The 24,467-nt window shown below is 64.9% G+C and carries 23 protein-coding genes; 10 read left to right on the top strand and 13 right to left on the bottom strand.

Going from position 1 to position 24,467, the window contains the following annotated elements; genetic code table 11:
* Positions 1–16: 16 nt before the first annotated feature.
* The 4 genes from rplI to rpsF all read right to left on the bottom strand — a co-directional run bounded on the left by rplI (position 17) and on the right by rpsF (position 2,460).
* On the bottom strand, positions 17–619 hold the full coding sequence (rplI, locus tag P6U25_RS20730) for a 50S ribosomal protein L9 (protein ID WP_407146609.1): 603 nt from the start codon (positions 617–619) through the stop codon (positions 17–19).
* A gap of 50 nt (positions 620–669) precedes the next feature.
* Positions 670–1,644: a hypothetical protein gene (locus P6U25_RS20725; RefSeq protein WP_407146608.1), complete on the bottom strand. Its 975-nt coding sequence runs from the start codon at positions 1,642–1,644 to the stop codon at positions 670–672.
* A gap of 126 nt (positions 1,645–1,770) precedes the next feature.
* Positions 1,771–2,010 (bottom strand): 30S ribosomal protein S18, encoded by a 240-nt coding sequence (gene rpsR / locus P6U25_RS20720; protein ID WP_016844287.1) that lies wholly within the window; start codon positions 2,008–2,010, stop codon positions 1,771–1,773.
* Between the two features lie 6 nt (positions 2,011–2,016).
* Positions 2,017–2,460: a 30S ribosomal protein S6 gene (rpsF, locus tag P6U25_RS20715; RefSeq protein WP_407146607.1), complete on the bottom strand. Its 444-nt coding sequence runs from the start codon at positions 2,458–2,460 to the stop codon at positions 2,017–2,019.
* A 354-nt stretch (positions 2,461–2,814) separates the two neighbouring features.
* Between rpsF and P6U25_RS20710 the strand changes: the two genes are divergently transcribed.
* From P6U25_RS20710 to gmk, 9 genes are all read left to right on the top strand, one after another.
* The gene (locus P6U25_RS20710) at positions 2,815–3,525 is read left to right on the top strand and encodes a TetR/AcrR family transcriptional regulator C-terminal domain-containing protein (protein ID WP_407146606.1); all 711 of its coding nucleotides are present in this window, start codon (positions 2,815–2,817) and stop codon (positions 3,523–3,525) included.
* The gene (locus tag P6U25_RS20705) at positions 3,522–4,547 is read left to right on the top strand and encodes a fatty acid desaturase family protein (RefSeq protein WP_407146605.1); all 1,026 of its coding nucleotides are present in this window, start codon (positions 3,522–3,524) and stop codon (positions 4,545–4,547) included. The genes P6U25_RS20710 and P6U25_RS20705 overlap by 4 nt, the downstream gene beginning before the upstream one ends.
* 216 nt (positions 4,548–4,763) lie before the next feature.
* Positions 4,764–5,717, top strand: a complete 954-nt coding sequence (gene fabD, locus P6U25_RS20700) for an ACP S-malonyltransferase (RefSeq protein ID WP_407146604.1) — start codon at positions 4,764–4,766, stop codon at positions 5,715–5,717.
* A gap of 20 nt (positions 5,718–5,737) precedes the next feature.
* On the top strand, positions 5,738–6,475 hold the full coding sequence (gene fabG, locus P6U25_RS20695; protein ID WP_280979250.1) for a 3-oxoacyl-[acyl-carrier-protein] reductase: 738 nt from the start codon (positions 5,738–5,740) through the stop codon (positions 6,473–6,475).
* A gap of 288 nt (positions 6,476–6,763) precedes the next feature.
* Positions 6,764–7,003: an acyl carrier protein gene (locus P6U25_RS20690; protein WP_139482977.1), complete on the top strand. Its 240-nt coding sequence runs from the start codon at positions 6,764–6,766 to the stop codon at positions 7,001–7,003.
* A gap of 96 nt (positions 7,004–7,099) precedes the next feature.
* Entirely contained in the window at positions 7,100–8,362 is a 1,263-nt protein-coding gene (gene fabF, locus P6U25_RS20685) for a beta-ketoacyl-ACP synthase II (RefSeq protein WP_407146603.1), read from the top strand.
* A gap of 130 nt (positions 8,363–8,492) precedes the next feature.
* A complete protein-coding gene (mltG, locus tag P6U25_RS20680) occupies positions 8,493–9,749 on the top strand; it encodes an endolytic transglycosylase MltG (protein ID WP_407146602.1) in 1,257 nt (418 codons plus the stop codon).
* 127 nt (positions 9,750–9,876) lie between these two features.
* Positions 9,877–10,764, top strand: coding sequence for a YicC/YloC family endoribonuclease (locus P6U25_RS20675; RefSeq protein WP_407146601.1), 888 nt, complete (start codon positions 9,877–9,879; stop codon positions 10,762–10,764).
* 3 nt (positions 10,765–10,767) lie between these two features.
* On the top strand, positions 10,768–11,421 hold the full coding sequence (gene gmk / locus P6U25_RS20670) for a guanylate kinase (protein ID WP_407146600.1): 654 nt from the start codon (positions 10,768–10,770) through the stop codon (positions 11,419–11,421).
* A 5-nt stretch (positions 11,422–11,426) separates the two neighbouring features.
* Here the strand turns inward: gmk and P6U25_RS20665 are convergent, their stop codons facing one another.
* From P6U25_RS20665 to lptF, 9 genes are all read right to left on the bottom strand, one after another.
* Positions 11,427–12,401 carry a hypothetical protein gene (locus tag P6U25_RS20665; protein ID WP_407146599.1) on the bottom strand — a complete coding sequence of 325 codons (975 nt, stop codon included), beginning with the start codon at positions 12,399–12,401 and terminating at the stop codon, positions 11,427–11,429.
* Between the two features lie 204 nt (positions 12,402–12,605).
* Complete coding sequence (locus tag P6U25_RS20660; protein WP_407146598.1) at positions 12,606–13,817, bottom strand: ABC transporter substrate-binding protein; 1,212 nt, start codon at positions 13,815–13,817, stop codon at positions 12,606–12,608.
* Between the two features lie 62 nt (positions 13,818–13,879).
* Positions 13,880–14,938: an alcohol dehydrogenase gene (locus P6U25_RS20655; RefSeq protein ID WP_407146597.1), complete on the bottom strand. Its 1,059-nt coding sequence runs from the start codon at positions 14,936–14,938 to the stop codon at positions 13,880–13,882.
* An 18-nt stretch (positions 14,939–14,956) separates the two neighbouring features.
* Positions 14,957–15,811: a 16S rRNA (adenine(1518)-N(6)/adenine(1519)-N(6))-dimethyltransferase RsmA gene (gene rsmA, locus P6U25_RS20650; protein WP_407146596.1), complete on the bottom strand. Its 855-nt coding sequence runs from the start codon at positions 15,809–15,811 to the stop codon at positions 14,957–14,959.
* A complete protein-coding gene (gene pdxA, locus P6U25_RS20645; protein ID WP_407146595.1) occupies positions 15,808–16,815 on the bottom strand; it encodes a 4-hydroxythreonine-4-phosphate dehydrogenase PdxA in 1,008 nt (335 codons plus the stop codon). The genes rsmA and pdxA overlap by 4 nt, the downstream gene beginning before the upstream one ends.
* Before the next feature lie 17 nt (positions 16,816–16,832).
* Positions 16,833–17,780, bottom strand: a complete 948-nt coding sequence (locus tag P6U25_RS20640; RefSeq protein ID WP_407146594.1) for a SurA N-terminal domain-containing protein — start codon at positions 17,778–17,780, stop codon at positions 16,833–16,835.
* A gap of 70 nt (positions 17,781–17,850) precedes the next feature.
* A complete protein-coding gene (locus tag P6U25_RS20635; RefSeq protein WP_407152564.1) occupies positions 17,851–20,268 on the bottom strand; it encodes an LPS-assembly protein LptD in 2,418 nt (805 codons plus the stop codon).
* A gap of 77 nt (positions 20,269–20,345) precedes the next feature.
* Positions 20,346–21,443: an LPS export ABC transporter permease LptG gene (lptG, locus tag P6U25_RS20630; protein ID WP_407146593.1), complete on the bottom strand. Its 1,098-nt coding sequence runs from the start codon at positions 21,441–21,443 to the stop codon at positions 20,346–20,348.
* Positions 21,440–22,609, bottom strand: a complete 1,170-nt coding sequence (gene lptF, locus P6U25_RS20625; protein ID WP_407146592.1) for an LPS export ABC transporter permease LptF — start codon at positions 22,607–22,609, stop codon at positions 21,440–21,442. The genes lptG and lptF overlap by 4 nt, the downstream gene beginning before the upstream one ends.
* A 351-nt stretch (positions 22,610–22,960) precedes the next feature.
* On the opposite strand from lptF, the gene P6U25_RS20620 reads away from it, so the two are divergent.
* A complete protein-coding gene (locus tag P6U25_RS20620; protein ID WP_407146591.1) occupies positions 22,961–24,463 on the top strand; it encodes a leucyl aminopeptidase in 1,503 nt (500 codons plus the stop codon).
* The last annotated feature ends 4 nt before the right edge of the window (positions 24,464–24,467 follow it).

Below are 24,467 nucleotides of genomic sequence, written 5' to 3'. Positions count from 1 at the left end.
GGTGGCGGAGACGGACTTACTTCTGCTCTTCGGTGGCCGGCGCCGGCTCGACCTCGTCGTGCTGGGCTTCCGGATCGAAGAACTCGCCGGCGGCGGCAAGCGCCTCGGCGGCGGCGTCCTGGTCCTCCTGGCGGGTCGAGATGTCCTCGCCGCGCTTGATCCGCTCGGCCTCGTCGGCGGAGCGGGCGACCGTCACGGCGACGCTGGCTTCGACTTCCGGGTGCACGGCGATCGTGACCTTCTGCTGGCCGATCACCTTGATCGGCGAGTCCAGCCAGACCTGCGGACGGGTCACCGTGACGCCGTCGGCTGCCAGCGCCGCGACGATGTCGCGCACCGAGACCGAGCCGAACAACTGGCCGGATTCGGAGGCCTGGCGGATGATGACGATGTCGCGGCCGTCGATCTTCTCGGCGACCTTGGCTGCTTCACCCTTGGCCTTGATGTTGTTGGCCTCGAGCTCGGCCTTCATGCCGTCATACCTGGCGCGGTTGTCGGCAGTGGCGCGCAGCGCCTTGCCGCGCTTCAGCAAGAAGTTGCGGGCATACCCGTCCTTGACGCGGACGATCTCGCCCATCTGGCCAAGCTTGGCCACGCGCTCCAGCAGAATGACTTCCATTTTCGTTCTCCTCTAGGTGCTAAGTATCGGTTGAGTGGTTGGTTCGAATCTCAGGATGCCGGCAGCGGCGGCGGCCGGCTGCGCAGATAGCGTTGTCGCAATCCGAACAGGGCATCGGCGATGCCGAGCGCTACCAGCGCGACGATCGGCCAGGTGAACACGACGACGGCGGTGTAGGCGCAGGCCAGCCAGAAGCCGCGGCTGGTGAGCGACAGCGTCACCGTGTGGAGCACCGCGAAGCCGACGAGCGTGTAGGCGATGATCAGCGCGGTCGTCACGAGCTGCGCTAGGATGGCGAGAAGGCCGCCGACGAAACTGAGGCCGAGCGCCACCAGCAGCGCGACCAGCGTCATCGGCGGCAGCGTCGTCGAACGCAGCTCCGGCCATGGCCGGTTCAGCCGGCCCGAGGTCTGCGTGACCTTGGCGGCGAGCCACAGGTTCACCGTCAGCGTGACCATCGCGACGACCGTTGCCGCCATCGGCGCGAAGATCACCAAAAACTTGACGAGCTGTTCGATCTCGTCGCTGGGCTGCGCGTTGCCGGCGCTGAAGACCTTCAGGAGGCCGCGGCGCAGCTCGGCGGCAATCGTCTGGGCATCAAGGCCGAGCGTCAGCAGCGCGCCGGCCGTGGTCACGACCGCGAAGGCTGCGACCCAGATCAGGATGCGGCCGACCGGATACCACTCGAGCTGAGGGGGCGCTGCTTCTGCGGCAGCGCCGGCGGGGACGCCGCCGGTGGTGGGCCGGCCGAGCAGAGCGAGATGGCCGAGCCACCAGCCGGGCAGGGCAACCATCGTCGCAAAGGCGATCCCGTAGGGAAGTCCGAGGATCGCACCGACGCTTGCGGAGGCGATGATGCCGCCGATCGCGGCGGCGAGCGGACCCCAGCCGAGCGACGTCACCATCAGCGGCAACGGCGCCAGATAGAACAGCAGCAACGAGATCAGCGCGCCCGAAATGATCGAGGCGAACATCAAGGCCGACGCAGCGGCGGCCGCAATTGCAACGATGAATATTCCGATCATTAGCTGTCCCGCTCCTTTCGAGCGGTTAGAGGCGGTCTTGCGAGAGCCCCAACCATCGGCGACCGGACGACCCGGAAGCCTTATGAAGACAAGCGGCCGGCGACGCGCGTCGCCGGCCGAAGGCGATTACCTGATCACGTAGGGCAAGAGGCCGAGGAACCGCGCGCGCTTGATGGCGCGGGCGAGTTCACGCTGCTTCTTGGCGGACACCGCCGTGATGCGGCTCGGCACGATCTTGCCGCGCTCCGAGACGTAACGCATCAACAGCTTGGAATCCTTGTAGTCGATCTTCGGCGCATTCGCGCCCGTGAACGGGCAGGACTTGCGGCGACGGAAAAACGGACGGCGGGCACCAGCGTCAGCCATGATTCATTACTCCTCGGTCGCTGCGTCTTCATCGCGCGGACGGCGCGGGCCACGATCACCACGGAATCCGCCACCATCGCGGTCGCCGCGGAAGCCGCCGCCGCGGTCATCGCGCTCGCGGTCACGGTCGGCCTTGCGCATCATCGCCGACGGGCCTTCCTCGTGCTCTTCGACGCGCACGGTCAGATAGCGGATGACGTCTTCGTTGATCCGCTCCTGGCGCTCGATCTCGGTGACGACAGCCGACGGCGCGTCGATGTTCATCAGCACGAAGTGCGCCTTGCGGTTCTTGTTCATGCGGTAGGTGAGGGAGCGCACGCCCCAATTCTCGGTCTTGGTGACCTTGCCGCCGCCCTGTTCGACGATGCCGGTGACCTGGGTGGTCAGTTCATCGACCTGCTGGGTGCTCGCGTCCTGACGCGCGAGGAAGACATGCTCGTAAAGAGGCATGGGTGTCCTTTCCTAGTGTTGACGCGGTTCCCGGCGACAAGCCCTTCGAGACCTTCGGAAAGGACTCGATGCTGCTCAGAAGGCGGAAGCACGGGACGACGGGCCGACTGGCCCTGCCACATCAAAATCAACCAGGTGAATTTGCTGAGACCGTCCGTTCAGCTCCCGGCCGGGGCCCACGGATGGCGCGCTTTATACGGATTTTAGCCGCGAAGGCAAGGGTTGTCGGCCCGGCAGGAATGTCTCTCACAAGGGCGAGCCTTCGTCGGAAACCATCCTAATCTGATCTCCGCGTGATTTCCCGTTGATTTCTTTGTTTGTATATCATACAAATATTGTCCGGGAGGAACGATCATGGGTTCGGAGACCGCTGCCGACATGCCTGCGCCCGATCCGAAGCACGCGGTCCGCGCGACACGGTCGGCGGGCCGCAAGATGCGCTCGCTGCTGCTCGACGGCGCCAGCCGCCTGTTCAAGGAGCGCGGACTGTCGGGCACCTCGATCTCCGACATCGCCGCGGCGGCGGACGCCTTTCCGAGCCAGATCACCTATTACTTCCGCACCAAGGAGGCGCTGTTCGTCGAGGCCGCCTGCCGCGACATGCTCTACCTGGCGCGCGCGACCGAGCAGGCCGCCCTCGAAGCCCACACCCCGCGCGCGTACACGCATGCGCTGGCCGAGACCGTGACCGCGACGGATACCGTTGCCTTCTTCGCCGAAGCCTTGACCCTGACCAGGCGGCGACAAGACCTCGCACCGCTGGTCGAGCGCACCATCGAGCGTTTGCACAGTGAAGGTGCGCGTGCCTATGCAGGCCAGGTCGAGCGGCACGGTTGGCGAACGCTGCGCGCGCCCGAGGAGAGCTCGCGGCGATTCTGGGCGGTCGCGATCGGCGTCATCGTCGAAGGTTTTGCGATGGGCCGCGCGGCCGACGAGATGTGCCGCGAACTCTTGCGCGCGCTCGGCGAGCAGGCGACGGCGACATCGCAGCATGAGGCCGCGCGGCTTCGCCTGGTCCGCGATTCCACCACTTCGCCCTCATCCGACGAGGAGACGAGCACATGACCGCGCTTCGCATGCGAGCCCGCGAGTTCCTGACCGAAGATGAGCTGGTTGCGGTCCGGCAGCGCGTGACATGGAAGGGCGTCGCGCTGATCGCGCACGCCTGGGCGCTGATCCTGGGCGCGATCGCACTCGTCGCATGGTGGCCCAATCCGTTGACCTATCTCTTCGCTGTGGCGATCATCGGCTCGCGCCAGCTCGGGCTTGCGATCCTGATGCACGACGGTGCGCATGGTTGCCTGTCGGCCGATGAGAGGACCAACCTCGCGCTGAGCCAATGGTTCTGCGCCTATCCGATCTTCGCCGAAACCCGCGGATATCGCCGCTATCACCTGCAGCATCACGCGCGGACGCAACAGGAGGACGATCCCGACCTCGTGCTGTCGGCGCCGTTTCCGATCACGCGGCTGAGCTATCGTCGCAAATTCCTCCGCGATATCACCGGCCAGACCGGCTACCAGCAGCGCAAGGCGCAACTGCTCAATGCGCTCGGCCCGAAGGAATGGCCGTTGGCGCGGCGCGCCGCGAACTTCTGGGACAAGCTCGGCCCGCAATGCCTGACCAACGCGGTGCTGTTCGCGGGCCTTGCCGCGGCCGGCGTGTGGTGGGCCTATCCACTGCTGTGGCTGGTGCCGCTTCTGACCTGGATGATGGTGATCACGCGGATCCGCAACATCGCCGAACATGCCGTCGTGCCCGACAGCGCGGATCCCTTGCGCAACACCCGCACCACGCGCGCGAATTTTCTCGAGCGCCTGTTCATCGCGCCTTACTACGTGAACTACCATCTCGAGCATCATCTGCTGTTCTACGTGCCCTGTTACAACCTGCCGCGCGTCCATCGCATCCTGAGCAGGAGCCGCTACGCCGGGCGGATGGAGGTGCAGCCGGGCTATGCCGCGGTGCTGCGGCTCGCGACCGGCAGGCCCGACCATGAGGATCGCCCCGGGCAATTGGTCAACAGCGCCCGCCGGGCGAGGGCGGGCGCCAAGGTTAACGCCGACCAGAACGCCGGCGGTTTCTAGCCCAACAGATCGACCGGCATCCCCAGGGTTCCGTCGGCGCGGCTTGACACGGCGGCCTCCGTCAGTGTCTTACGGCCCGGTCCGCGACACGGTGCAAGGCATCGTCCGGACCCGCCGAGGCATTTTTCTTTCGCGCGACGCGGATACCGTTCTCCCCCGCAGCAGACGCAACGCGTTTGCCAGGGAAGATCTCGCTCAACAAGGTAGGGAGCGCCGATGACGGCAGCATTTACGTTTCCCGGGCAGGGCTCGCAGGCGGTCGGGATGGGCAAGGCCCTGGCCGAGGCCTTTCCGGTCGCCAAGGCGGTGTTCGACGAGGTCGATTCCGCGCTCGGCGAGAAGCTGACCACGATCATCTGGGACGGCCCGGGCGAGACGCTGCAGCTCACCGAGAATGCGCAGCCGGCGCTGATGGCGGTCTCGATCGCGACGTTGCGCGTGCTGGAGAGCGAAGCCGGCTTTTCGGTCGGCCGTGACGCTGCCTTCGTCGCGGGTCACTCGCTCGGCGAGTATTCGGCGCTTGCCGCGGCCGGCAGTCTCACCGTCAGCGACACCGCGCGCCTGCTGCGCACCCGCGGCCTTGCGATGCAGAAGGCGGTGCCGGTGGGCGCCGGCGCGATGGCCGCGCTGCTCGGTCTCGACTATGAGACGGCCGTGGCGGTCGCCGACGAAGCCGCGCAGGGGCAGGTGTGTCAGGCTGCCAACGATAATGGCGGCGGACAGGTCGTGGTGTCCGGCGACAAGGCCGCCGTGGATCGCGCGGTCGAAATCGCCAAGGCCAAGGGCGCCAAGCGCGCGATGCTGCTGCCGGTGTCGGCGCCCTTCCACTGCAAGCTGATGCAGCCGGCGGCCGACGCGATGGCGCAGGCGCTGGCCGGCGTCACCATCAAGGCACCCGCGGCGCCGCTCGTCTCCAACGTGCTGGCCTCCGCCATCACCGATCCCGACGAAATTCGCCGCCGCCTGGTCGAACAGGTCACCGGCACGGTGCGCTGGCGCGAGTCGGTTGCCTATATGGCAGGACAGGGCGTGACGCGGTTCTTCGAGATCGGCGCCGGCAAGGTGCTGAGCGGGCTCGTCAAGCGCATCGCCGACGGCGCCGTCGGCGTGTCGGTCGGCGGTCCGAACGATATTGCTGCGGCCAAGGATGCATTGGCGGCTTCGGCGTAAGCGGCCGAGAGGAGAGTTCGATGTTTGATCTGACTGGCAGGACGGCGCTCGTCACGGGTGCGACCGGAGGTATCGGCGGTGCGATCGCGCAGGCGCTGCATGCGCAGGGCGCAACCGTCGCGATCTCGGGCACACGGCGCGAGGTGCTGGACGGCTTTGCCGCCAAGCTCGGCGACCGCGTTCACGTGCTGCCCTGCAATCTCTCCAGCAAGGACGAGGTCGAGGCGTTGGTGCCGGCGGCGGAAGCGGCGATGGGGCAGGTCGACATTCTCGTCGCCAACGCCGGCATCACGCGCGACAATCTGTTCGTGCAACTGCGCGACGAGGATTGGGATGACGTCATCGCGGTCAACTTGACGGCGACCTTCCGGCTCGCGCGCGCGGCGACCAAGCTGATGATGCGCAAGCGCTTCGGCCGCATCATCGCGATCACCTCGATCGTCGGCGTCACCGGCAATCCGGGGCAGGGCAACTACACCGCCTCGAAGGCCGGCATCATCGGCCTGATCAAGACCCTCGGCGCCGAATATGCCAAGCGCGGCGTCACCGCCAACTGCATCGCGCCCGGCTTCATCAAGACGCCGATGACCGACGCGCTCAACGAGAAGCAGCGCGAAACGATCCTGGCGAAGGTTCCTGCGGCGCGACTCGGGACGCCCGAAGACATCGCTGCCGCGGCAGTCTATCTGGCGTCCAACGAAGCCGGTTACGTCACCGGACAGACGATTCACGTCAATGGTGGAATGGCTATGATTTGAGCTGCTTACTGGCTCTCGCAATGCGGCGAAAGGCCGTTTTCGGGAGCCGGTTCAGGCGTGTAGTCAAGGCTTGGGAAGTATGGTAGCTGAACCCCAACGGATGGGCAAAGAACGCCATTGCAGGATTTTGAAACCCTGTATATTGGCGTGACAGCGGCTGCCGTTTCGCCGGGGCTTAGTCGGCTACGACCGGGCCGAATCAAGACTATGCGCGATTGAGTAATCGAGACGACCACGATGGCTCGTATCGTCTTGGGGTCGGGTCCAATGGAACAACGAGGTTGAACGATGAGTGAGATTGGCGAGCGGGTTAAGAAGATTGTGGTCGAACACCTTGGTGTCGAGCCCGACAAGGTGGTCGATAGCGCAAGTTTCATCGATGACCTCGGCGCCGACAGCCTCGACACGGTCGAGCTCGTGATGGCCTTTGAAGAAGAATTCGGTTGCGAGATTCCCGACGACGCCGCGGAAACGATTCTGACCGTCGGCGACGCGACGAAATTTCTCGAGAAGAACGCGAAGAGCTGACGCTTCTTGCGGAGTTGACGGAGCCGGACGGACCGTTGTCGAACGGTCCCCCGGTTTCTTATTATTGGCCGCCCATTGTGCGCGGGAGATTCTGAAATGAGACGTGTTGTCGTCACGGGGCTGGGCATGGTCACACCGCTCGGCTGCGGCGTCGACGCAACCTGGACACGCATTCTCGCCGGACAGAGCGGCGCGAAGAAGATCGATACGTTCGACGTGTCCGACCTGCCGAGCCAGATTGCCTGTCCCGTTCCGCGCGGCGACGGGACCGAGGGCAGCTTCAATCCCGATCAGTGGATGGAGCCGAAGGACCAGCGCAAGGTCGACGACTTCATCATCTTCGCAATGTGCGCGGCCAAGCAGGCGCTCGACGATGCCAACTGGCATCCCGAGTCCGAAGAGGACAAGTGTGCGACCGGCACGCTGATCGGCTCCGGCATCGGCGGCCTCTCGGGCATTGCCGACACGGCGGTCCTGCTGAAGGAGCGCGGGCCGCGCAAGGTGTCGCCGTTCTTCATTCCCGGCCGTCTCATCAACCTGGCATCGGGCTACGTCTCGATCGACCACGGCCTCAAGGGGCCGAACCATTCGGTGGTCACGGCCTGTTCGACTGGCGCGCATGCGATCGGCGACGGCGCGCGGCTGATCGCGCTCGGCGACGCTGACGTGATGGTGGCGGGCGGCACCGAATCGCCGATCTGCCGCATCGGCATGGCCGGTTTCTGCGCGGCGCGCGCACTCTCCACCGGCTTCAACGATACGCCGGAGAAGGCCTCGCGCCCCTACGACAAGGATCGCGACGGCTTCGTGATGGGCGAGGGTGCCGGCATCGTGATCCTCGAGGAATACGAGCACGCGAAGAAGCGCGGTGCGAAGATCTACGCCGAGGTGATCGGCTACGGCCTGTCCGGTGATGCCTATCACATCACCTCGCCCTCGCCGGATGGCGACGGTGGCTTCCGCAGCATGAGCGCGGCGCTCAAGCGTGCCGGCCTGACCGCCGCCGACATCGACTATATCAATGCCCACGGCACCTCGACGCTGGTTGGCGATGAGATCGAGCTCGGCGCGGTCGAGCGCCTGCTCGGCAATGCGGCTTCGAAGATCTCGATGTCGTCGACCAAATCGGCGACCGGCCATCTGCTCGGCGCCGCCGGCGCGATCGAGGCGATCTTCGCCATCCTTGCGATTCGCGATAACGTGGTACCGCCGACCATCAATCTCGATAATCCGTCGGTTCAAACGGCGATCGACCTTGTGCCTCACACGTCGCGCAAGCGTGACGTGAATGTGGCGTTGTCCAATTCATTTGGTTTCGGGGGTACCAACGCCTCTGTGATCGTGCGGCGCGTGATCTAGTTGTAAGTCTTTAGAACTAGTCCACCGTTTTGCCGTATTCCGCGGTGACTCCTAAGAGCGGGCGTATGCTATTGGCAGGGCAGGGGTTTGTCCGGCCACGATTCAACCGGCAGGATTTTGGTTTGCATCGATGAGTGAGAGGCCGCCCATTTCACCGAGGAGTCCGCGTGCTGCGCTGGAGCCTGAGCAGGTTCCGCCGCCGCCGAAGCGCTCGGATCGTGCCCGCAATCCGTTCGTGATCGTCGGCAATGCCATCTTCACGATCCTGATCATCCTGATGATCGGGGCTGGAGCGACCTACTACTACGGCAAGCAGACGCTGGAAGCGCCCGGGCCGTTGCAGGAAGACAAGGTCGTCAACATCCCCGCTCGCGCCGGCAAGCGTGACATCGCCGACGTGCTCTCGCGCGAGGGCGTGATCAACGTCAATCCCTGGGTCTTCATCGGCGGCGTGTTCGCGCTGAAGGCAAGCTCCGACCTCAAGCCCGGCGAATACGCGTTCCAGAAGAGTGCAAGCCTGCGCGACGTCATTGCCACCATCGTCGAGGGCAAGGTGGTGCAGCACGCCGTCACCATTCCGGAGGGCCTGACCTCGGAGCAGATCGTGGCGCGGCTCTCCGACAACGACATCTTCACCGGCTCGGTGCGCGAGATCCCGCGCGAGGGAACGTTGCTGCCGGAGACCTACAAGTTCCCGCGCGGCACCACGCGCGATCAGGTGATCCAGCGCATGCAGCAGGCACAGAAGCGCGTGCTCGCCGAGATCTGGGAACGCCGCAATCCGGACACGCCGCTGAAGTCGCCGGAGCAACTCGTGACACTGGCCTCGATCGTCGAAAAGGAAACCGGCCGCGCCGACGAGCGCAGCCGCGTCGCCGCGGTGTTCGTCAATCGCCTGCGGCAGAGAATGAAGCTGCAATCCGACCCGACGATCATCTACGGCCTGGTCGGCGGCAAGGGGACGCTGGGACGCCCGATCAAGCGCAGCGAGATTACGCAGCCGTCGCCCTACAACACCTATGTGATCGACGGCCTGCCGCCCGGGCCGATCGCCAATCCCGGCCGCGCTTCGCTGGAGGCGACCGCGAATCCCGCGCGCACGCGTGACCTGTTCTTCGTTGCCGACGGCACCGGTGGTCACACCTTCACCGAAACCTACGACCAGCACGCCAAGAACGTTGCCAAGCTGCGCACGATGGAAAAGCAGATCCAGAACGACACCGTCGAGCCAGCGGATGATCCGCCGCCGGCGGCCGCGGCTCCCGGGGCGACCGATACCAATCCGACGGCGACCACGCCGCCGAAACCAACCAATCAGCGGAAGCCGCCGCGCGGCCGCCAGGGGGCAGCCCAGCAGACCAATTCGCCACCGGTCGTGCAGCGCTGAGCTCCGATGTCCCGTGGGTGGAACGTAATTCCACTTTCACGGAATCCGTTTTAAGGTCGCAGGACTCCGAGCGAGTCTCGTTGGCTCCTGGTGAGCCCCATATCCTTTTGCTGGAGAGTTTCACGCGATGGCGCTGTCGAGCATGACTGGCTTTGCCCGAAGCCATGGCGCAAGCGGTCCCTACACGTTCGAGTGGGAGCTGAAGTCGGTCAATGCCAAGGGCTTTGATCTACGGTTACGGCTGCCGCCCGGATGGGACGAGCTGGAGGCTTTCGCTAAGAAGCGCGCCGGCGAGTTGCTGTCGCGCGGCACGGTCTATGCCAATCTCAGCGTCAAGCGCACCGATGCCGCGCAGACCGTCCGCATCAATGAGGATGTGCTGGAAGCCGTCGTGAAGATCGCCGGTACGCTGGCGCAGCGGATCGACGCGGTGGCGCCGAGCATCGACGGCCTGCTCGCCATCAAGGGCGTCATCGAGGTGGCCGAACCCGAGCGGAACGAGGAAGAGGACAAGGCGGCGCGCGACGCAGCCGCGAAAGCCTTCGAGCAGGCGCTCGGCAGCCTTGTCGAGATGCGCTGCCGCGAAGGCGATGCGCTCGGCCAGATCCTGATGCAGCGGATGGACGAGATCGAACGGCTCGCCAAGCGCGCCGAGGCTGCTCCGGGCCGCAAGCCCGAGGCGATCAAGGCGCGGCTGGCCGAGCAGATCGCCGCACTGCTGGAGACCTCGGACCGGTTCGACGCCGATCGCCTCAGCCAGGAGGCGCTCCTGATCGCCACCAAGGCCGACATCCGCGAGGAGCTCGACCGCATTGCCTCCCATGTCGCCCAGGCACGCGAGATGATCGGGAAGGGTGGGCCGGTCGGGCGCCGGCTCGACTTCCTGGCGCAGGAGTTCAATCGTGAGGTCAACACCTGCTGCTCGAAGTCGAACGATGTCGAGCTGACCAACACCGGGCTCGAGATGAAGAACGTGGTCGAGCAATTCCGCGAGCAGGTCCAGAATCTGGAGTGAGCGATGACGGCGCAGGGTTTTGACGGCGTGGAGCGGCGCGGGCTGATGTTCGTGCTGTCGTCGCCTTCGGGCGCCGGCAAGACGACGCTGTCGCGCATGCTGATCGACCGCATGCCGGGGCTGAAAATGTCGGTGTCGGCAACCACGCGGCCGATGCGCCCGGGCGAGGTCGAAGGCCGCGACTATTTCTTCGTCGACAAAGCGAAGTTCGAGGTGATGGCCAAGCAGGGCGACCTGCTGGAATGGGCGACCGTGTTCGACAATCGCTACGGCACGCCGCGCCAGCCGGTCGAGGCAGCGCTGTCAGCCGGCCAGGACGTGCTGTTCGACATCGACTGGCAGGGTACGCAGCAATTGCGCGAGAAGGCGCGCGCCGACGTGGTCAGCGTCTTCATCCTGCCGCCGTCGGCCGCCGACCTCGAGAAGCGGCTACACACCCGTGCGCAGGATTCCGAGGAAGTCATCCGCGGCCGGATGAACCGCGCCACGCATGAGTTGAGCCATTGGGCGGAATACGACTACATCGTCGTCAACCAGAACGTCGACGACGCCTTCGCCGAGGTGCAGTCGATCCTGAAGGCGGAACGGCTCAAGCGCGAGCGGCGCACGGGACTCACCGAGTTCGTGCGCGGCCTGCAGCGTCAACTCGAGAAATAGCCGCTTCAGTTGGCCGCGCTGCGCGCCAGGCGCTGCAGCATCGCTGTGATCTGCTGATTCCTATCCTCGGTCTCATCGAGATTTCGCGCGACCGCGCGACGAGGCATCGGCGGCTCGGCCCGGCGCGGCGGCAGTTCGGACAGCCTGAGCGGAGATTCCAGGCGGATCGGCAGGTCCGGTGAACGCATCGAGTCCCATGGTGCGTGCCACTCGTCCTGGGTATCGGAGGGCGGCGTACGCCTGCGGGTCAGGCGGAGGACGAGGGCACTGACGAGGCCTGCGAGCGCCAGCGCGCCGACCATCACGATCAGCAACATCTGCGTCGAGGATGAGGTCTTCTCCGCCGGCGTTTCGACCGCGGCGGGCGCGGCCGGTGCAGTGGCGTTCACCGACGGCTGCTGCGCATCCGCCTGCTCGGGTGCGGGGGGCTGAGGCGCGGCGTGCCGCGTGCCGTTGGAGCCGGCCATGCTCGTCGCATCCAGCCAGCGCGCGGACGTCTGCGTATTTGCGTCCGGGGGCGTTGCGGGCGCGCTTGTGTCGGGGGCCGTGTTGCTGCCGGCCTGACTGGCCTCGGGGGCTGCGGCCGGCGCGGCTGCACGTTGCGACAAGGCCAACTCGGCATGCGCGTCGGCGACCGACGGGCGCATCGCTGATTGCGGCTGTGGCTGCGGTTGAGCCTGCGGCTGTGGTGGTGTGGCGTCTGCCGTTGCCTCGGGCGAGGGCTGCTGCTGCGCGGTAGCGGTCTTGGCTGCCTTATTCTTGGCCTCACCGATGTACCAGCACTTGGCCTTGGTCGTGCGATCCTGGTGATAATACCAGTGCTTTCCCGCGCCCGCCGGTCCCTTGGGGGCGGACTGGCAACTGTCGGCCGTCTTGGTATCCGCGGTGGTGGCCGCATTCTGCGCCACGGCCGTGAAATTTGCGCCGGCCAGGATGCTCGCGACGAGCGCCGAAGCAAATTTTGCTGAACGATTCGACATTGACGTCCCCGGTATTTCTTTTGCGTAAACGCTTGCGGTCCAATCTCGGTAAAGAGTTGGGTCGCAATGCGCCGCAAATCCGGAGCGGGCAGGGCTTAATTGAGGCTCACGGCATCGCGCAATTGCGGCGTCATGGTGGCAAGCGAGCGTGCCGCCTCCCAGGTTCCTGGCCGGTTCCGTTGGCGCGGCGGTTTCGTTCCGAGACTAGTTGCTCTCCAGCACGTCGCTGAACAGCACATAACGCTGGCCGTTGAACCGAACCAGCCGCATCTGCTTGATCGGCCGCAGGTCGGTCGGCGAGGTCCGCAGCCGGATGCCCGGCAGCAGCAGCGGCAACTCCATGTCGAGATGCGAGGCCTGCTTCATGATGTTCTCGCGCGTCAGGTCGTTGCCGCACTGCTTGAGGATCTGCACCACGGCGTAGCCGATGTTGTAGCCGTAGGGCGCGTAATAGTCGCTCTTGTCGACGTGCGGGTTGTATTTGTCCATCCAGACGTTCCAGGCCTGCATGGCCGGATCGTCCTTCCATTGCGGATCGGCAGGGTCCTTCTGGTAGGCGGCCGATATGACGCCCTTGGCTGCCTCAAAGCCGGCCGGGCGGATCGCGCCCGCGATCGAGGAGCCGACGCTGGAGAGGAATTCCTGCGGGTGCCAGCCGATGTCATAGGCCTTGCGGATCGCTTGCGCGGCAAACTTCGGGACCGAAGCGATGAACAGCACATTGGCGCCGGCGGCCTTCAGCGACACGATCTGCGAATCCACGGTCGGATCGCTGGTGTTGTAGGTTTGCTGCGACACGATCATCGTCGCAGCCTTGTCGCCGAGCCCGTGCCTGAAGCCCATCACGTAGTCGCGCCCGAGATCGTCGTTCTGCGCGAGGATCCCGATCTTCGCATCTGATAGCGTCGATAGGATATACTTGGCGTAGATCTCACCTTCGGACGCGTAATGCGGCGTCCAGCTCATCGTCCACGGATAGTGCTCGGGATCGTTGAAAATGGTCGCGCCGGAGCCGACGAACAGATGCGGCACCCGCTTCTGGTTGATGTACTTCACCACGGCCATGTTGGGCGCGGTGCCCACCGGATTGACGAGAAACAACACCTCGTCGCTCTCGATCAGGCGGCGGATCTGCTCGACCGTCTTGGGCGGGCTGTAGGCATCGTCAAGGCTGATGAAGTTGATCTTGCGGCCGTTCACGCCGCCCTGATCGTTGATCATCGCAAAATAGGCGGTGATCGAGACGGCGCCCGCCGAATAGGCCGACGCCGGACCGCTATAGGGCGTCGTGGTCCCGATCTTGATCTCATGGTCGGTGGCCCCGGGCCCGTACCGCGTTTGCGAAGCGGCCGGTGTGGCGGCAAGGGCGAGCGCGAGCGCCGCCCATGCCGCAAACGTCGAACGTTTCCTCCTCATGCACGTCCTCCCCGGTTGTTTGGGTGAGGCCGGCGGGACGTCCGCTAAAGCGCGATCAGGCTCTAGTTCTTCAAGACGATACGTCCCACGACTTTGCCGGCCCGCAATTCATCGATCCATTTCTGGACGTCGGCCATCGGCTCTTCCTTCATCGGCGTCGGCTTGATCTTGCCCGCGCGGGCGAGCGCCATCAATTCCTGCCCCTCGGCCAGCGTTCCCACCATGAAGCCCTCGATGGTCATACGCTTGTAGACCCATTGCACCATCGGCAGGCTGAAGTTGCCGCCCATCAGGCCGGACACCACGATCTTGCCGCCGCGCGCCACTGTCGACACCGCAAACGCCATCGACTTCTCATTGCCGGCGAAGTCGACCACGCCATCGAAGCCGCCGTCGCTCTCCTTCAGCATGCGCTTGACCACGTCCGGCTCCGCCGGATCGTAGGCGGCCGCTGCGCCGTTCTTCAGCGCGGTCTCGCGTGCGGCGGGGCTGAGATCGGCAACCGTGATCGGCTGCTTGAACATCGCCTGCGCGAACGACAGACCCATCATGCCGACGCCGCCAAGGCCGATCAGCAGCAGATTGCGCTGGCGTGGACGATCGACCAGGCGCTTCAGCGCGCCGTAGGCGGTGACACCAGAGCACATCAGTGTCGCGGCCTGATTGACCGGAAGCGGATCATAGTCGAGCAGGTATTTCGCGTCGGGCACCAGGACGTGCGTGGCGAAGCCGCCGTCGATGGACACGCCGAGGAAGCGCTGCTTGATGCAGAGGTTCTCGTCGCCGTTCTGGCAGTCGCGGCACTGGCCGCAACCGATCCAGGGGAAGACGGCTTTCTTCGAGCCGATCAGGTCCTTCGATACCTCGGAGCCGACCTCGTCGACGATACCGGCGATCTCGTGGCCGAGCGTGAAGGGCAGGGTCATGCCGCGGGTGGTGTCGAGCTTCTTGCCGCCGCCGAGATCGGCGTAGCCGTCCTGGATGTGGAGATCGGAATGGCACAGGCCGCAACGCTCGATGCGAACGAGAACCTCGCGTCCCTGCGGCTTCGGCGTGTCCACGATGGTTTCGCACAGTGGTGCATCGAATTTGACGAGGGATTGGCGAACCATACGCGCCATTACGTTTCTCCTGATGTTCTATTTTGTGGACCGTATATCGGCCAATTCACGTGCCATGGCAACAAAGCCGGTGACCGGGATGGTTTCGGCGCGGCGCGTGGCATCGATGTGGGCGGCCGCGGCGAGCCGCGCCGGATCGACCGACAGCGATTTCAGGCTCTGGCGCAGCATCTTGCGCCGCTGGCCGAAGGCGGCTGCCGCCACCTGCTCGAGCATGCGGCGGTCGCACACCTCGGGCGCCGCGCGCGGTATCAATCGCACCACCGAGGACGTGACCTTCGGCTGGGGCACGAACGCGGCGGGCGAGATGTCGAACAGGATCTTGGTCTCGGCGCGCCAGTTGGCGAGCACCGCAAGCCGGCCATAGGCCTCTTCGTCCTGATGCGCGACGATGCGCTCGGCGACCTCGCGCTGGAACATCAGCACCATCATGTCGTACCAGGGCGGCCACGGCTCGATCGAGAGCCAATCGACCAGAAGCTGGGTCGCGATGTTGTAGGGCAGATTGGCGACGATCTTGGCCTTGCCGCCGTCGAGCAGCGGACGCGGATCGAAGCGCTGCGCGTCGCCATGCACGATCTCGACGCGGCCGGGATAGCGCTTGACGATGTAGTCGAGCGCGGCAAGCGCCCGCTCGTCGCGCTCGACGGCGATCACGCGCTTGGCGCCGAGCGCAAGCAACGCGCGCGTCAATCCGCCGGGACCGGGCCCGACCTCGATCACGGTTGAGTCCTCGAGCGGACCCGCGGCGCGCGCGATCCGCGCGGTGAGATTGAGGTCGAGCAGGAAGTTCTGACCGAGCGATTTGCGCGCCGACAGGGAGTGTTCGCGAATGATGTCGCGCAGCGGCGGCAGGTCGTCGATCGCGCTCATCGCGGCGGCGCCGCAGCGGCCATGCGCGCGGCGAGCCGGAGGGCGGCGATCAGGCTCGCGGGATTGGCCTTGCCGGTGCCGGCGATGTCGAATGCGGTGCCGTGATCGGGCGAGGTCCGGATGAACGGCAGTCCGAGCGTGACGTTGACGGCGTCCTCGAACGCGATGGTCTTGATCGGGATCAGCGCCTGGTCGTGATACATGCAGATCGCACAGTCATAGGTCTTGCGCGCGACCTCGTGAAACATGGTATCGGCCGGCAGCGGGCCTCGGGCGGCGATCCCGTCGCGTTGCAGGGTCTCGACAGCCGGCGCGACGATCTCGATGTCCTCCCGGCCGAGCGTGCCGTGTTCTCCGGCATGCGGGTTGAGGCCCGAGATGGCAAGGCGCGGCGCCGCGAGGCCGAACCGTGCCTTCATGTCGGTGACGACGATCCGCGCGGTCGACACGATCAGATCGGTTGTGAGCTGCGCCAGTGCCTCGCGGACCGACAGGTGGATCGTCACCGGGACGACGGCGAGGGCCGGCGACCACAGCATCATCACCGGCTGCGGCGCGCGCGCTCCCTTGGCCGCAAGCTCTGCGAGGAATTCGGTGTGTCCGGGATGGCGGAAGCCGGCGCGATACAGCACGTTCTTGGCGATCGGGTTGGTGACGACGGCGCCGGCCTTGCCGGCGACGACATCGGCGACCGCCTGGCGGATCGAGGCCATCGCGGCCTCCGCGCTCGTTCCGTCGGGTTTTCCCGGTCGTGCCGTCGCAACCTTGCCGGTGGCGACGACAGGCAGGGCGCGCGAAAATGCTGCCGATGATTCCTCGGCGCTGACGTCGGCAAGCTCGACCGTGAGCCCGAGCGCCTTGGCACGTTCGGCAAGGGAAGTGCGATCGCCGAGCAGATAGAACGGCGGGAGATCGAGCTCGCGCCGTCGCAGCCACGCGGCGAGAGTGATGTCGGGGCCGATGCCCGCGGGCTCGCCGGATGTCAGCGCGAGAGGTTTGGCCATGCGTCAACGATAGTCGATCATCGCCCGCCTGGATATTCGATCATCGCGGATTTGCGGACTTCCTGCAGGTAGGACTTCGACTTCGCCTCGTACTTCTGGGCGTACATCTTCTCACGGATCTCGCGCTTCTTCGGCGTATCCACAGTGGTCGCCCGACGGCCGCAGAGCACAACCATCTCGATGCCCTGCTTGGTGACTTCGGGAGCAGTCAGATGGCCGATTGGCGTTTTGTCCAGGACCTCGCGCAGCGAGGGAGGCAGGTCTGCCGAGGTCTTCACGACGATTTCGCGGATCGCGGCGTTGCGCATCGACTTGAAGAAGGAGTTGGCCTCCTCGCAACTGGTCACGCGTTCGCGCAGGCTCTCTGCTTCCTTGCGCCGTCCTTCGAACTCGGACTGGGGCGCGCCACGCGGCACGATCAGGACGACCGGCTGCATCCTGTATTCGAAGGCGTCGGCGTCGGCGGCCTCGCCAGCCGCTTTGACCGCAGTATTCACGTCCCTCTCGCCGACCTGGAGACTTTCCTTGAAGCGGCCACGGACCAAGCTGGTCCAAACCATGTCGGCCCTGATGCGCTGCTTCAGCGTATCAGGCCTGATGCCCTTGCTCTCCAGCACCTTGGTGAGCTGGTCGCCCGACAACCGCATCCGCTGCGCCATTCCGCTGAAGGCCTGGTCGATATCGCTGGCGGAGGGATCGACGCCGTATTTCTTGGCTTCCTTGATCTTCACCTTCTCGTCGATGAGATCGTTGAGGATGGCTTTCCGATCGGGATTCTTGGTGCCGGTCAGGGCGTTCAGCTTGGCGCGCTGCTCGATGTCGAAATTGGTGATGGGATCACCATTGACCATGACGGCGATGGTCTGGGCGTGCAAGCGAGCGCCACCGCCGAGGAGGAGAACGAGGGCCAGCACGGAACTCAGCAGGAACGAATAGCGGCGAGCTGGCAGGCTAGCTGTCGTCATTGTCATGTCAGCCGTTAAACCCATTCAAGCTGGAGCCGCGGGCTGCGGCCAGTCCAGGCTCGCTTCCACGTTACTGCATGCCGGCCGAGCTGCTCGTCGTCGACGATTGCGCGATGGTCCGCAGCCCGATCTGGAACATGAAAGCGTGGCTGAGAACGGGCGGCGTGCTGCCAGCTTGATATGTGTAGGACGTGACATAGTTGGCGGCCAGCACGAAGCAGTCGTCCACATAGCCTGCGCCGACCACATACTGGTTGATTTTGTTCGCTTCAAGGTCCCAGCGCGCCGCACCCTGGACCACCCAGTTCGACGCCACCTTGACCGATCCGCTGGCGAGGAGGCCTTCGCGGCGCGTCAGATATCCGAGTTCCGGTTGCGCCGCATAGTTGCCGTACATCAGGCTGACCGACCAGCGATCGAAGTTGGCGGTACCCTGGGCCTCAAACCGGTTCACGTTCCACGTCGCCTCGTCCATCCGCGAGCGGACGCTGAACGTGTAGGTCCGGTTCGGCGAATAGGCGACGCTCGCGACATAGTCCGATCGCGCGTTCTGCAGGCCGGAGTCGACGCCGGTGTTGGTGACGTCGGCGACCGCGAACGAGTTCAGCCCGAACAGTTGGTAGGACTGGCCGAACATCGCCTTCACGCTGCCGCCGCGATCAAACTGTGTGGTGGCCTGCACGCCGACATTGGCGCGGCTGCCGCCCTCGACACGGTCGTAGCCGGAGAACTTGTCGACCGCGAACAGGTTGCTGGTGTCGAACACCAGGCTCTGGGCGTCCTCGTTCGGAAGTCTGCCGGCATCGGGCTCGTTAGGCCGGATGATGACTTGGGCGATCGGCTCGATCGTGGTGGTGCCCCACGGCTGCACGTTGATGAAGGGATAGCGGTACTCGAAGCCGACGGCCGGCATCAGGCGGACCGTCTGGGTGTCGCCGACCGGCAGGAAGTTGGAGACGCCCGGCTGGTTCGAGATGTCGGCGTTGATCGCATCGCCACGGACGCTGACGAACGGTGTCCAGATCTGACCGAACGGGTCGGTGTAGGACTTGCGCCACTGCGCCTCGGCGGTGAAGCGGGTGTAGGTGCCGGGCATGCCGCGCAGCAGGCACTGCGTGGGCAGCCGCGCCATCGGATCGGCCGATGCGGTCGTGCACAGGCCGGCGGTGTTGGCGAGCGTCGTGATCGGATCGAACACCGCGGTTTCGCGGGTCAGGTTGGTGAAGTTCATCTTGTAGCTGAACTCACCACCCAGGATCGGGCTGTTGATCACGTTGTTGTAGTCGATGACCGGCGCGACGACCGGCACCTTGTCCTGGTTGCCGGAGAAGCTGAGGTAATAGATCGCGCGCGCGTCGAAGAAGCTGCGGTTGCCGACGCCGGTCAGATAAAGCTGCGAGATCGCTTCCGTCGGCAGCGACATGAACGATCCAAACGGATCCTTGTACTGGGCCAGCCGATAGTCGGACATGAAGAAGTAGTCGGACAGCAGCACGCCGTCCCAGCCAAAGGTCCACTTGTCGTTCAGCGCGAACTGACCCTTGGTCTCGATGCCGCCACGGAACTGGCGATCGCCGGGCTGGCCGGCAAAGGCGCCGGGATCGAGCTGGTCGATGCCATAGACGCGGATCTGATAGGCGCCGTTCGACAGGCGCTGACGGAATTCACCCTGCAGCAGGACGCCTTGCTTCGACGTGATGCGCGGATTGAAAGTCACGTCGTAGTCCGGCGCGAGCGAGAAATAGTAGGGGATTTCGACGCCGACGCCGTAGGCCGAATAGGTGGTGAAAGCGGGCATCAGGAAGCCGCTCTTGCGTTTCACCGTCGGATCGGGCGTCGAGAAATAGGGCAGATACGCCATCGGAACGCCGAAGAATTCGAGCTGGGCGTTCTCGAAATAGAGCATCTTCTCCGTCTGATTATGGATGATGCGCGCGCCCTTGACCTGCCAGAGCGGCGGCTTCTTCGGATCGTCCTTACAGGGGGCGCAGGCGGTATAAACACCGTTTTCGAAGACGGTGTAGTTGCCGCTCGAGCGATCGGCGCGGGTCGCCGCCATCCGGGTCTGGTCTTCGGTATCGACGCGCAGCGAGTCGACGAAGCCATCGCGGTAGTCGTCGCTCAGATCCAGGATGTTGGCGTAGGTGATCTTACCTTCCGCATCCGTCATGCGGATGTTGCCTTCGGCGTGAAGGCGCTTGGTCTTCTGGTCGTAGATGACCTTGTCGGCCTCGACGCTGGTGCCGTTGTAGAACATCTGCACGTTGCCGACCGCCGACACGCGCTGATTGTTGTAGTCGTAATCGACCTCGTTGGCCTGAACGAGCATCTGCCCGTCATTCTTGGCCGGCGGCCGCGTCGGCTTCGGCGGGCGCGGATTGTAGGTGAAGCTCTGCGCGGCGGCCGGCGTGGGCACGGCAACGGCGAGCGCGCCGACCGCGATAAACGCGGCGACGAGCGTGGAGAGTGAGACGCCAAGCGCGGCCATGCGGCTGCGAGGACGGCGCAGGACACTGCGCCGCCCGAACACAGGCGACCTCAACTGGCGGGCGGCGACAACGGCCACTACCCGTCCTCCTGATACAGCAAGGCCAAGAAACCGGTGAGGCCGCCGACAACGACAGGCAGCCACGCCGCAGCGATGGGATGCATCAACTCAGCCTTGCTCAAATCCTCAGTTACTTTCGAGAGCACGTAGAGCAGAAAGCCCGCACCCACGCCACTCAAAACCATCTTCTGCACGCCGCCCATCCGGAAGAAGCGGAGGCTCACGGAAGCCGCCAACATCACCATTGCAGCCAGCAAAAATGGCTGTGCGATGAGCTTGTGATACTGCAAGCGATAGCCGGCGGTCGCGAACCCTGAGCTCTCCGACGAACGGATGTAGTTCGGTAGTTGCCAAAAGGACACAGTTTCGGGGGTCGAAAAACTGTTACGAACCTGCGCCGGGGTGAGGGTGGTGGCCAGGTAGAAGGTGTCCTGGTCCACCGGGGCCTTGTCGAGGGTGTATCTGCGTACCCCTTTGAACACCCAGCGCCCCTCTTCGAGGGTCGCTTCGCGAGCCTCGATTCGCTCCTTGAACTGCAACTCGGTGTCGAATCGGAACACGGTCAGGCCGGTCAGCCGCACGCCCTGCTGCTCGCTGCGGGCCGCATTGATGATCGCCTGACCTTCGTTGTTGATCTGGTTCAGCCAGAAGCCGGACGCGTCCTGAATACCGCCGCCCGGCGCCGAGCCGAACAGCTCGGCCTCCATCCGTTTGGACAGCTCGCGCAGATTCGCCGAGATCGGGTTGTAGGCGGTGGTCGCGATGATGCCGAGCAGGATCGCGCTGGCGAGGGCAGGCGAGATGAACTGCCAGGCCGAGACGCCGGCCGCCCGCGCCACGACCAGCTCCAGCCGGCGCGACAAGGCGAGGTAGCAGGTCATCGCGCCGATCAGTACGCAGAACGGCATCAGCTTCTCGAGCAGTTGCGGCACCCGGAACAGCGAGGTTTCCGCTACCGTGATCGCCGAGACGTCGACCAGCCCCGACGTCTTGCGCACCATCTCGATATAGTCGACCAGTACCAGCAGCACGAAGATGCTCGCGAACACACCGACCGCCGAGATCACGAAACGGCCGGCGAAATAGCGCCCGAGCGTGTTTGTGACCATGCTCATGCGGTCACCGGCCGTCGGAAGAAGCGGGCAATGCGCTCGTTATTCCTGTTGATCGCCTCCATCAGGGCCGGCGGCGGCTCGACGATCACGCCGCCGACGATCATCCAGATACCGATGCCGATTCCGCCGAACAGCATCAGGTATTGAACAAGCGCGGCCCACGGGGTCTTCACCGTCATGACCGAACATGCGAATCCCACCATGCGCAGGCCGAAAACCGCGAGCACCGATCCGCCGATGGAGAAATTGCGGCTCTGGCGCGTGGTCCGCGGTGCACCGAGGAACGCGAAGGTGAGCGCGGCGAAGGCGAACGGATAGATCGGCGCCATGAAGCGGTCATGCAGCTCGGCACGGAATTGGCCGGGAATCTGCTTGTAGACCGGATCGTCTTCGGGCGGGGAGATCAACTCCCAGAGGTAACGCTCGCGAATGCCGAGCGTGACGTCGCGCCCCTGATTGGAGAATTTCGACATGTCGAAGGCGTAGCGCTGGAACGCGACCAGCGCCGGATCGCGCTTGCCGACCTCGAATCGCTCGAGGTTGCCGTCCTCCAACACGAGGTACGAGCCACTCTCGTTCTTCAGCACGGTGCCGTGGTCGGCGACAATGGTGACACGTTCCTGCGGATCGCGGCGGTCGTCGACGAAGATGCCGCCGAGCACGCCGCCCGGCAGACGCTCGCGGATTCGAATCGTGAGATTCTGGTCGAGCTGGGCAAAGCGGCCGGGCTGCAGGATGTTGGTCAGCACGTCGGCAGTGATCTCGGCATCCCATTGCTTGATGCGCCGCATGCCGTCGGGGGCGAGATAGGCGCCGATAAAGGCGACCAGCGCCGCCACCACGCAGGTGGCATAGAAGAATGGATAGAACAGCCGGAACGGCGAGAAGCCCGCCGCGTTCATCACAATGATTTCGGAATCGGTCGCGAGCTTGTTCAGCGTGTGCGAGATCGCGATCATCAGCGCGATCGGGGCGATGATCAGGACGAGCGCCGGGATGACCAGACCTGTGATGCCGAGGAAGGTGAGGATGGTCTGACCCTGGCTCGTCATCAGATCGATGCCGCGCAGCGCCTGCGTAATCCAGATCACCCCGGTGAGGCTGACCAGGACAAGCGCAAACGACGCCAGCGTCGTCTTGAAGATGTACTTGTCGATCGACCCCATGTCGCTACCGCACGACCCCCTGACGCGCCAAAACGCACGGCTTTCGACCAACCCCGTCAAACCGGGCTCCCCGATGGTCGAGCCGCGGATCCGTCCGGCTCACTCTCTCACTACCATCCCTTTGATCCGTCAACAAAATGGCCGCGCCAAGGCGCGCTTAATTTATGGTTAATTATTCGCTTTTGTGACCTTCCCGCCACTCCGGCGCTTGGCAGCGGCGCGGCCGACAGGCCATAGTGTGGCCAACGCGGTCCGGACCACTTCCGGCCACTCCCGCAACCCGTGTCGCAAGTGTCTTAGGGGCCACCTCATACGCCCCGGCCAACACCCTGAATTCTGGAGGATTTTCCTATGTCCGACGCCGTCAAGGTCGGCTTTGTCCCATTCTCCGCGCCCGCTCGCGGCATTCTGGTCGCGTTTTGCGACGGGCAGTTGAAGCTGGGGACGGCGACTCGCAAGGCGCTGGGGGCTGCCGCCGAGACGGTGAAGCGGGCTGCCGCCGCCAACCAATTCAAAGGCAAGAGCGGCGCCGTGCTGGATATCCTCGCGCCTCAAGGCCTCAAGGCCGAGCGGCTGATCGTGATCGGCGCCGGCAAGCCGTCCGAGCTCAAGGAGACGGACTTTCTCAAGTTCGGCGGTGTCGCGGCCGGCAAGCTCAACGCCGGCAGTACTGCCATGACACTCATTGCCGAATTGCCGGAGCAGGCGATGACGACGGATCAGGCGGCTGCGATCGCGACCGGTATCCGCCTGCGCGCCTACAAGTTCGACCGCTACAAGACCAAGAAGAAGGACGGCGAGAGCGGCGCGGTGCGCGCCGACGTCTCGATCGCCGTTGCGGACGCGGCGGCCGCGAAGAAGAGCTTTGCGCCGCGTACATCGATCGTCGACGGCGTCCACCTGGCGCGAGAGCTCGTCAACGAGCCGCCGAATGTCCTTTATCCCGAAGAGTTCGCGCGCCGTGCCGGCCAGCTCCGCAAGCTCGGCGTCACCGTCGAGGTGCTGGACGTGAAGGCGATGACCAAGCTCGGCATGGGGGCGCTGCTCGGCGTCGCGCAGGGCTCGAACCGGCCCGGTCGCACCGTAATCATGCGCTGGAACGGCGGCAAGAAGGGCGACGCGCCGGTCGCCTTCGTCGGCAAGGGCGTCTGTTTCGACACCGGCGGTATTTCCATCAAGTCGGCCGGCGGCATGGAGGACATGAAAGGCGACATGGGCGGCGCGGCCTGCGTGGTCGGGCTGATGCATGCGCTCGCGGCGCGCAAGGCGCGCGTCAATGCTGTCGGCGCCATCGGCCTCGTCGAGAACATGCCCGACGGCAACGCCCAGCGCCCCGGCGACATCGTGACCTCGATGTCCGGCCAGACCATCGAGATCATCAACACCGACGCCGAGGGGCGCCTCGTGCTCGCCGACGTGCTCTGGTACGTCGCGAAGAAGTTCAAGCCGAAATTCATGGTCGATCTCGCAACGCTCACCGGCGCGATCATGGTTGCGCTCGGCACCGATCATGCCGGCCTGTTCTCCAACAATGACGAACTCGCCGAACGCCTGGCCAAGGTGGGGCTCGAGACCGGCGAGAAAGTCTGGCGCATGCCGCTCGGTCCCGAATACGACAAGCAGATCGACTCGCAGTTCGCCGACATGAAGAACACCGGCGGGCGCAACGGCGGCTCGATCACCGCCGCGCAATTCCTGCAGCGCTTCGTCGACGGCACGCCATGGGCCCACCTGGACATCGCCGGCACCGCGATGGGGGCGCCGAAGACCGAGATCAACCAGAGTTGGGGATCGGGCTACGGCGTCCGCCTGCTCGAGCGGCTGGTCGCGGACTACTATGAATCGAGGAAGTGAAGCG

The organism is Bradyrhizobium sp. ORS 86, from assembly GCF_045571475.1.
Lineage (GTDB): Bacteria > Pseudomonadota > Alphaproteobacteria > Rhizobiales > Xanthobacteraceae > Bradyrhizobium.
The sequence above is the reverse complement of the archived record's forward strand: the minus strand, read 5'-3'. Positions and strand labels throughout refer to the sequence as shown.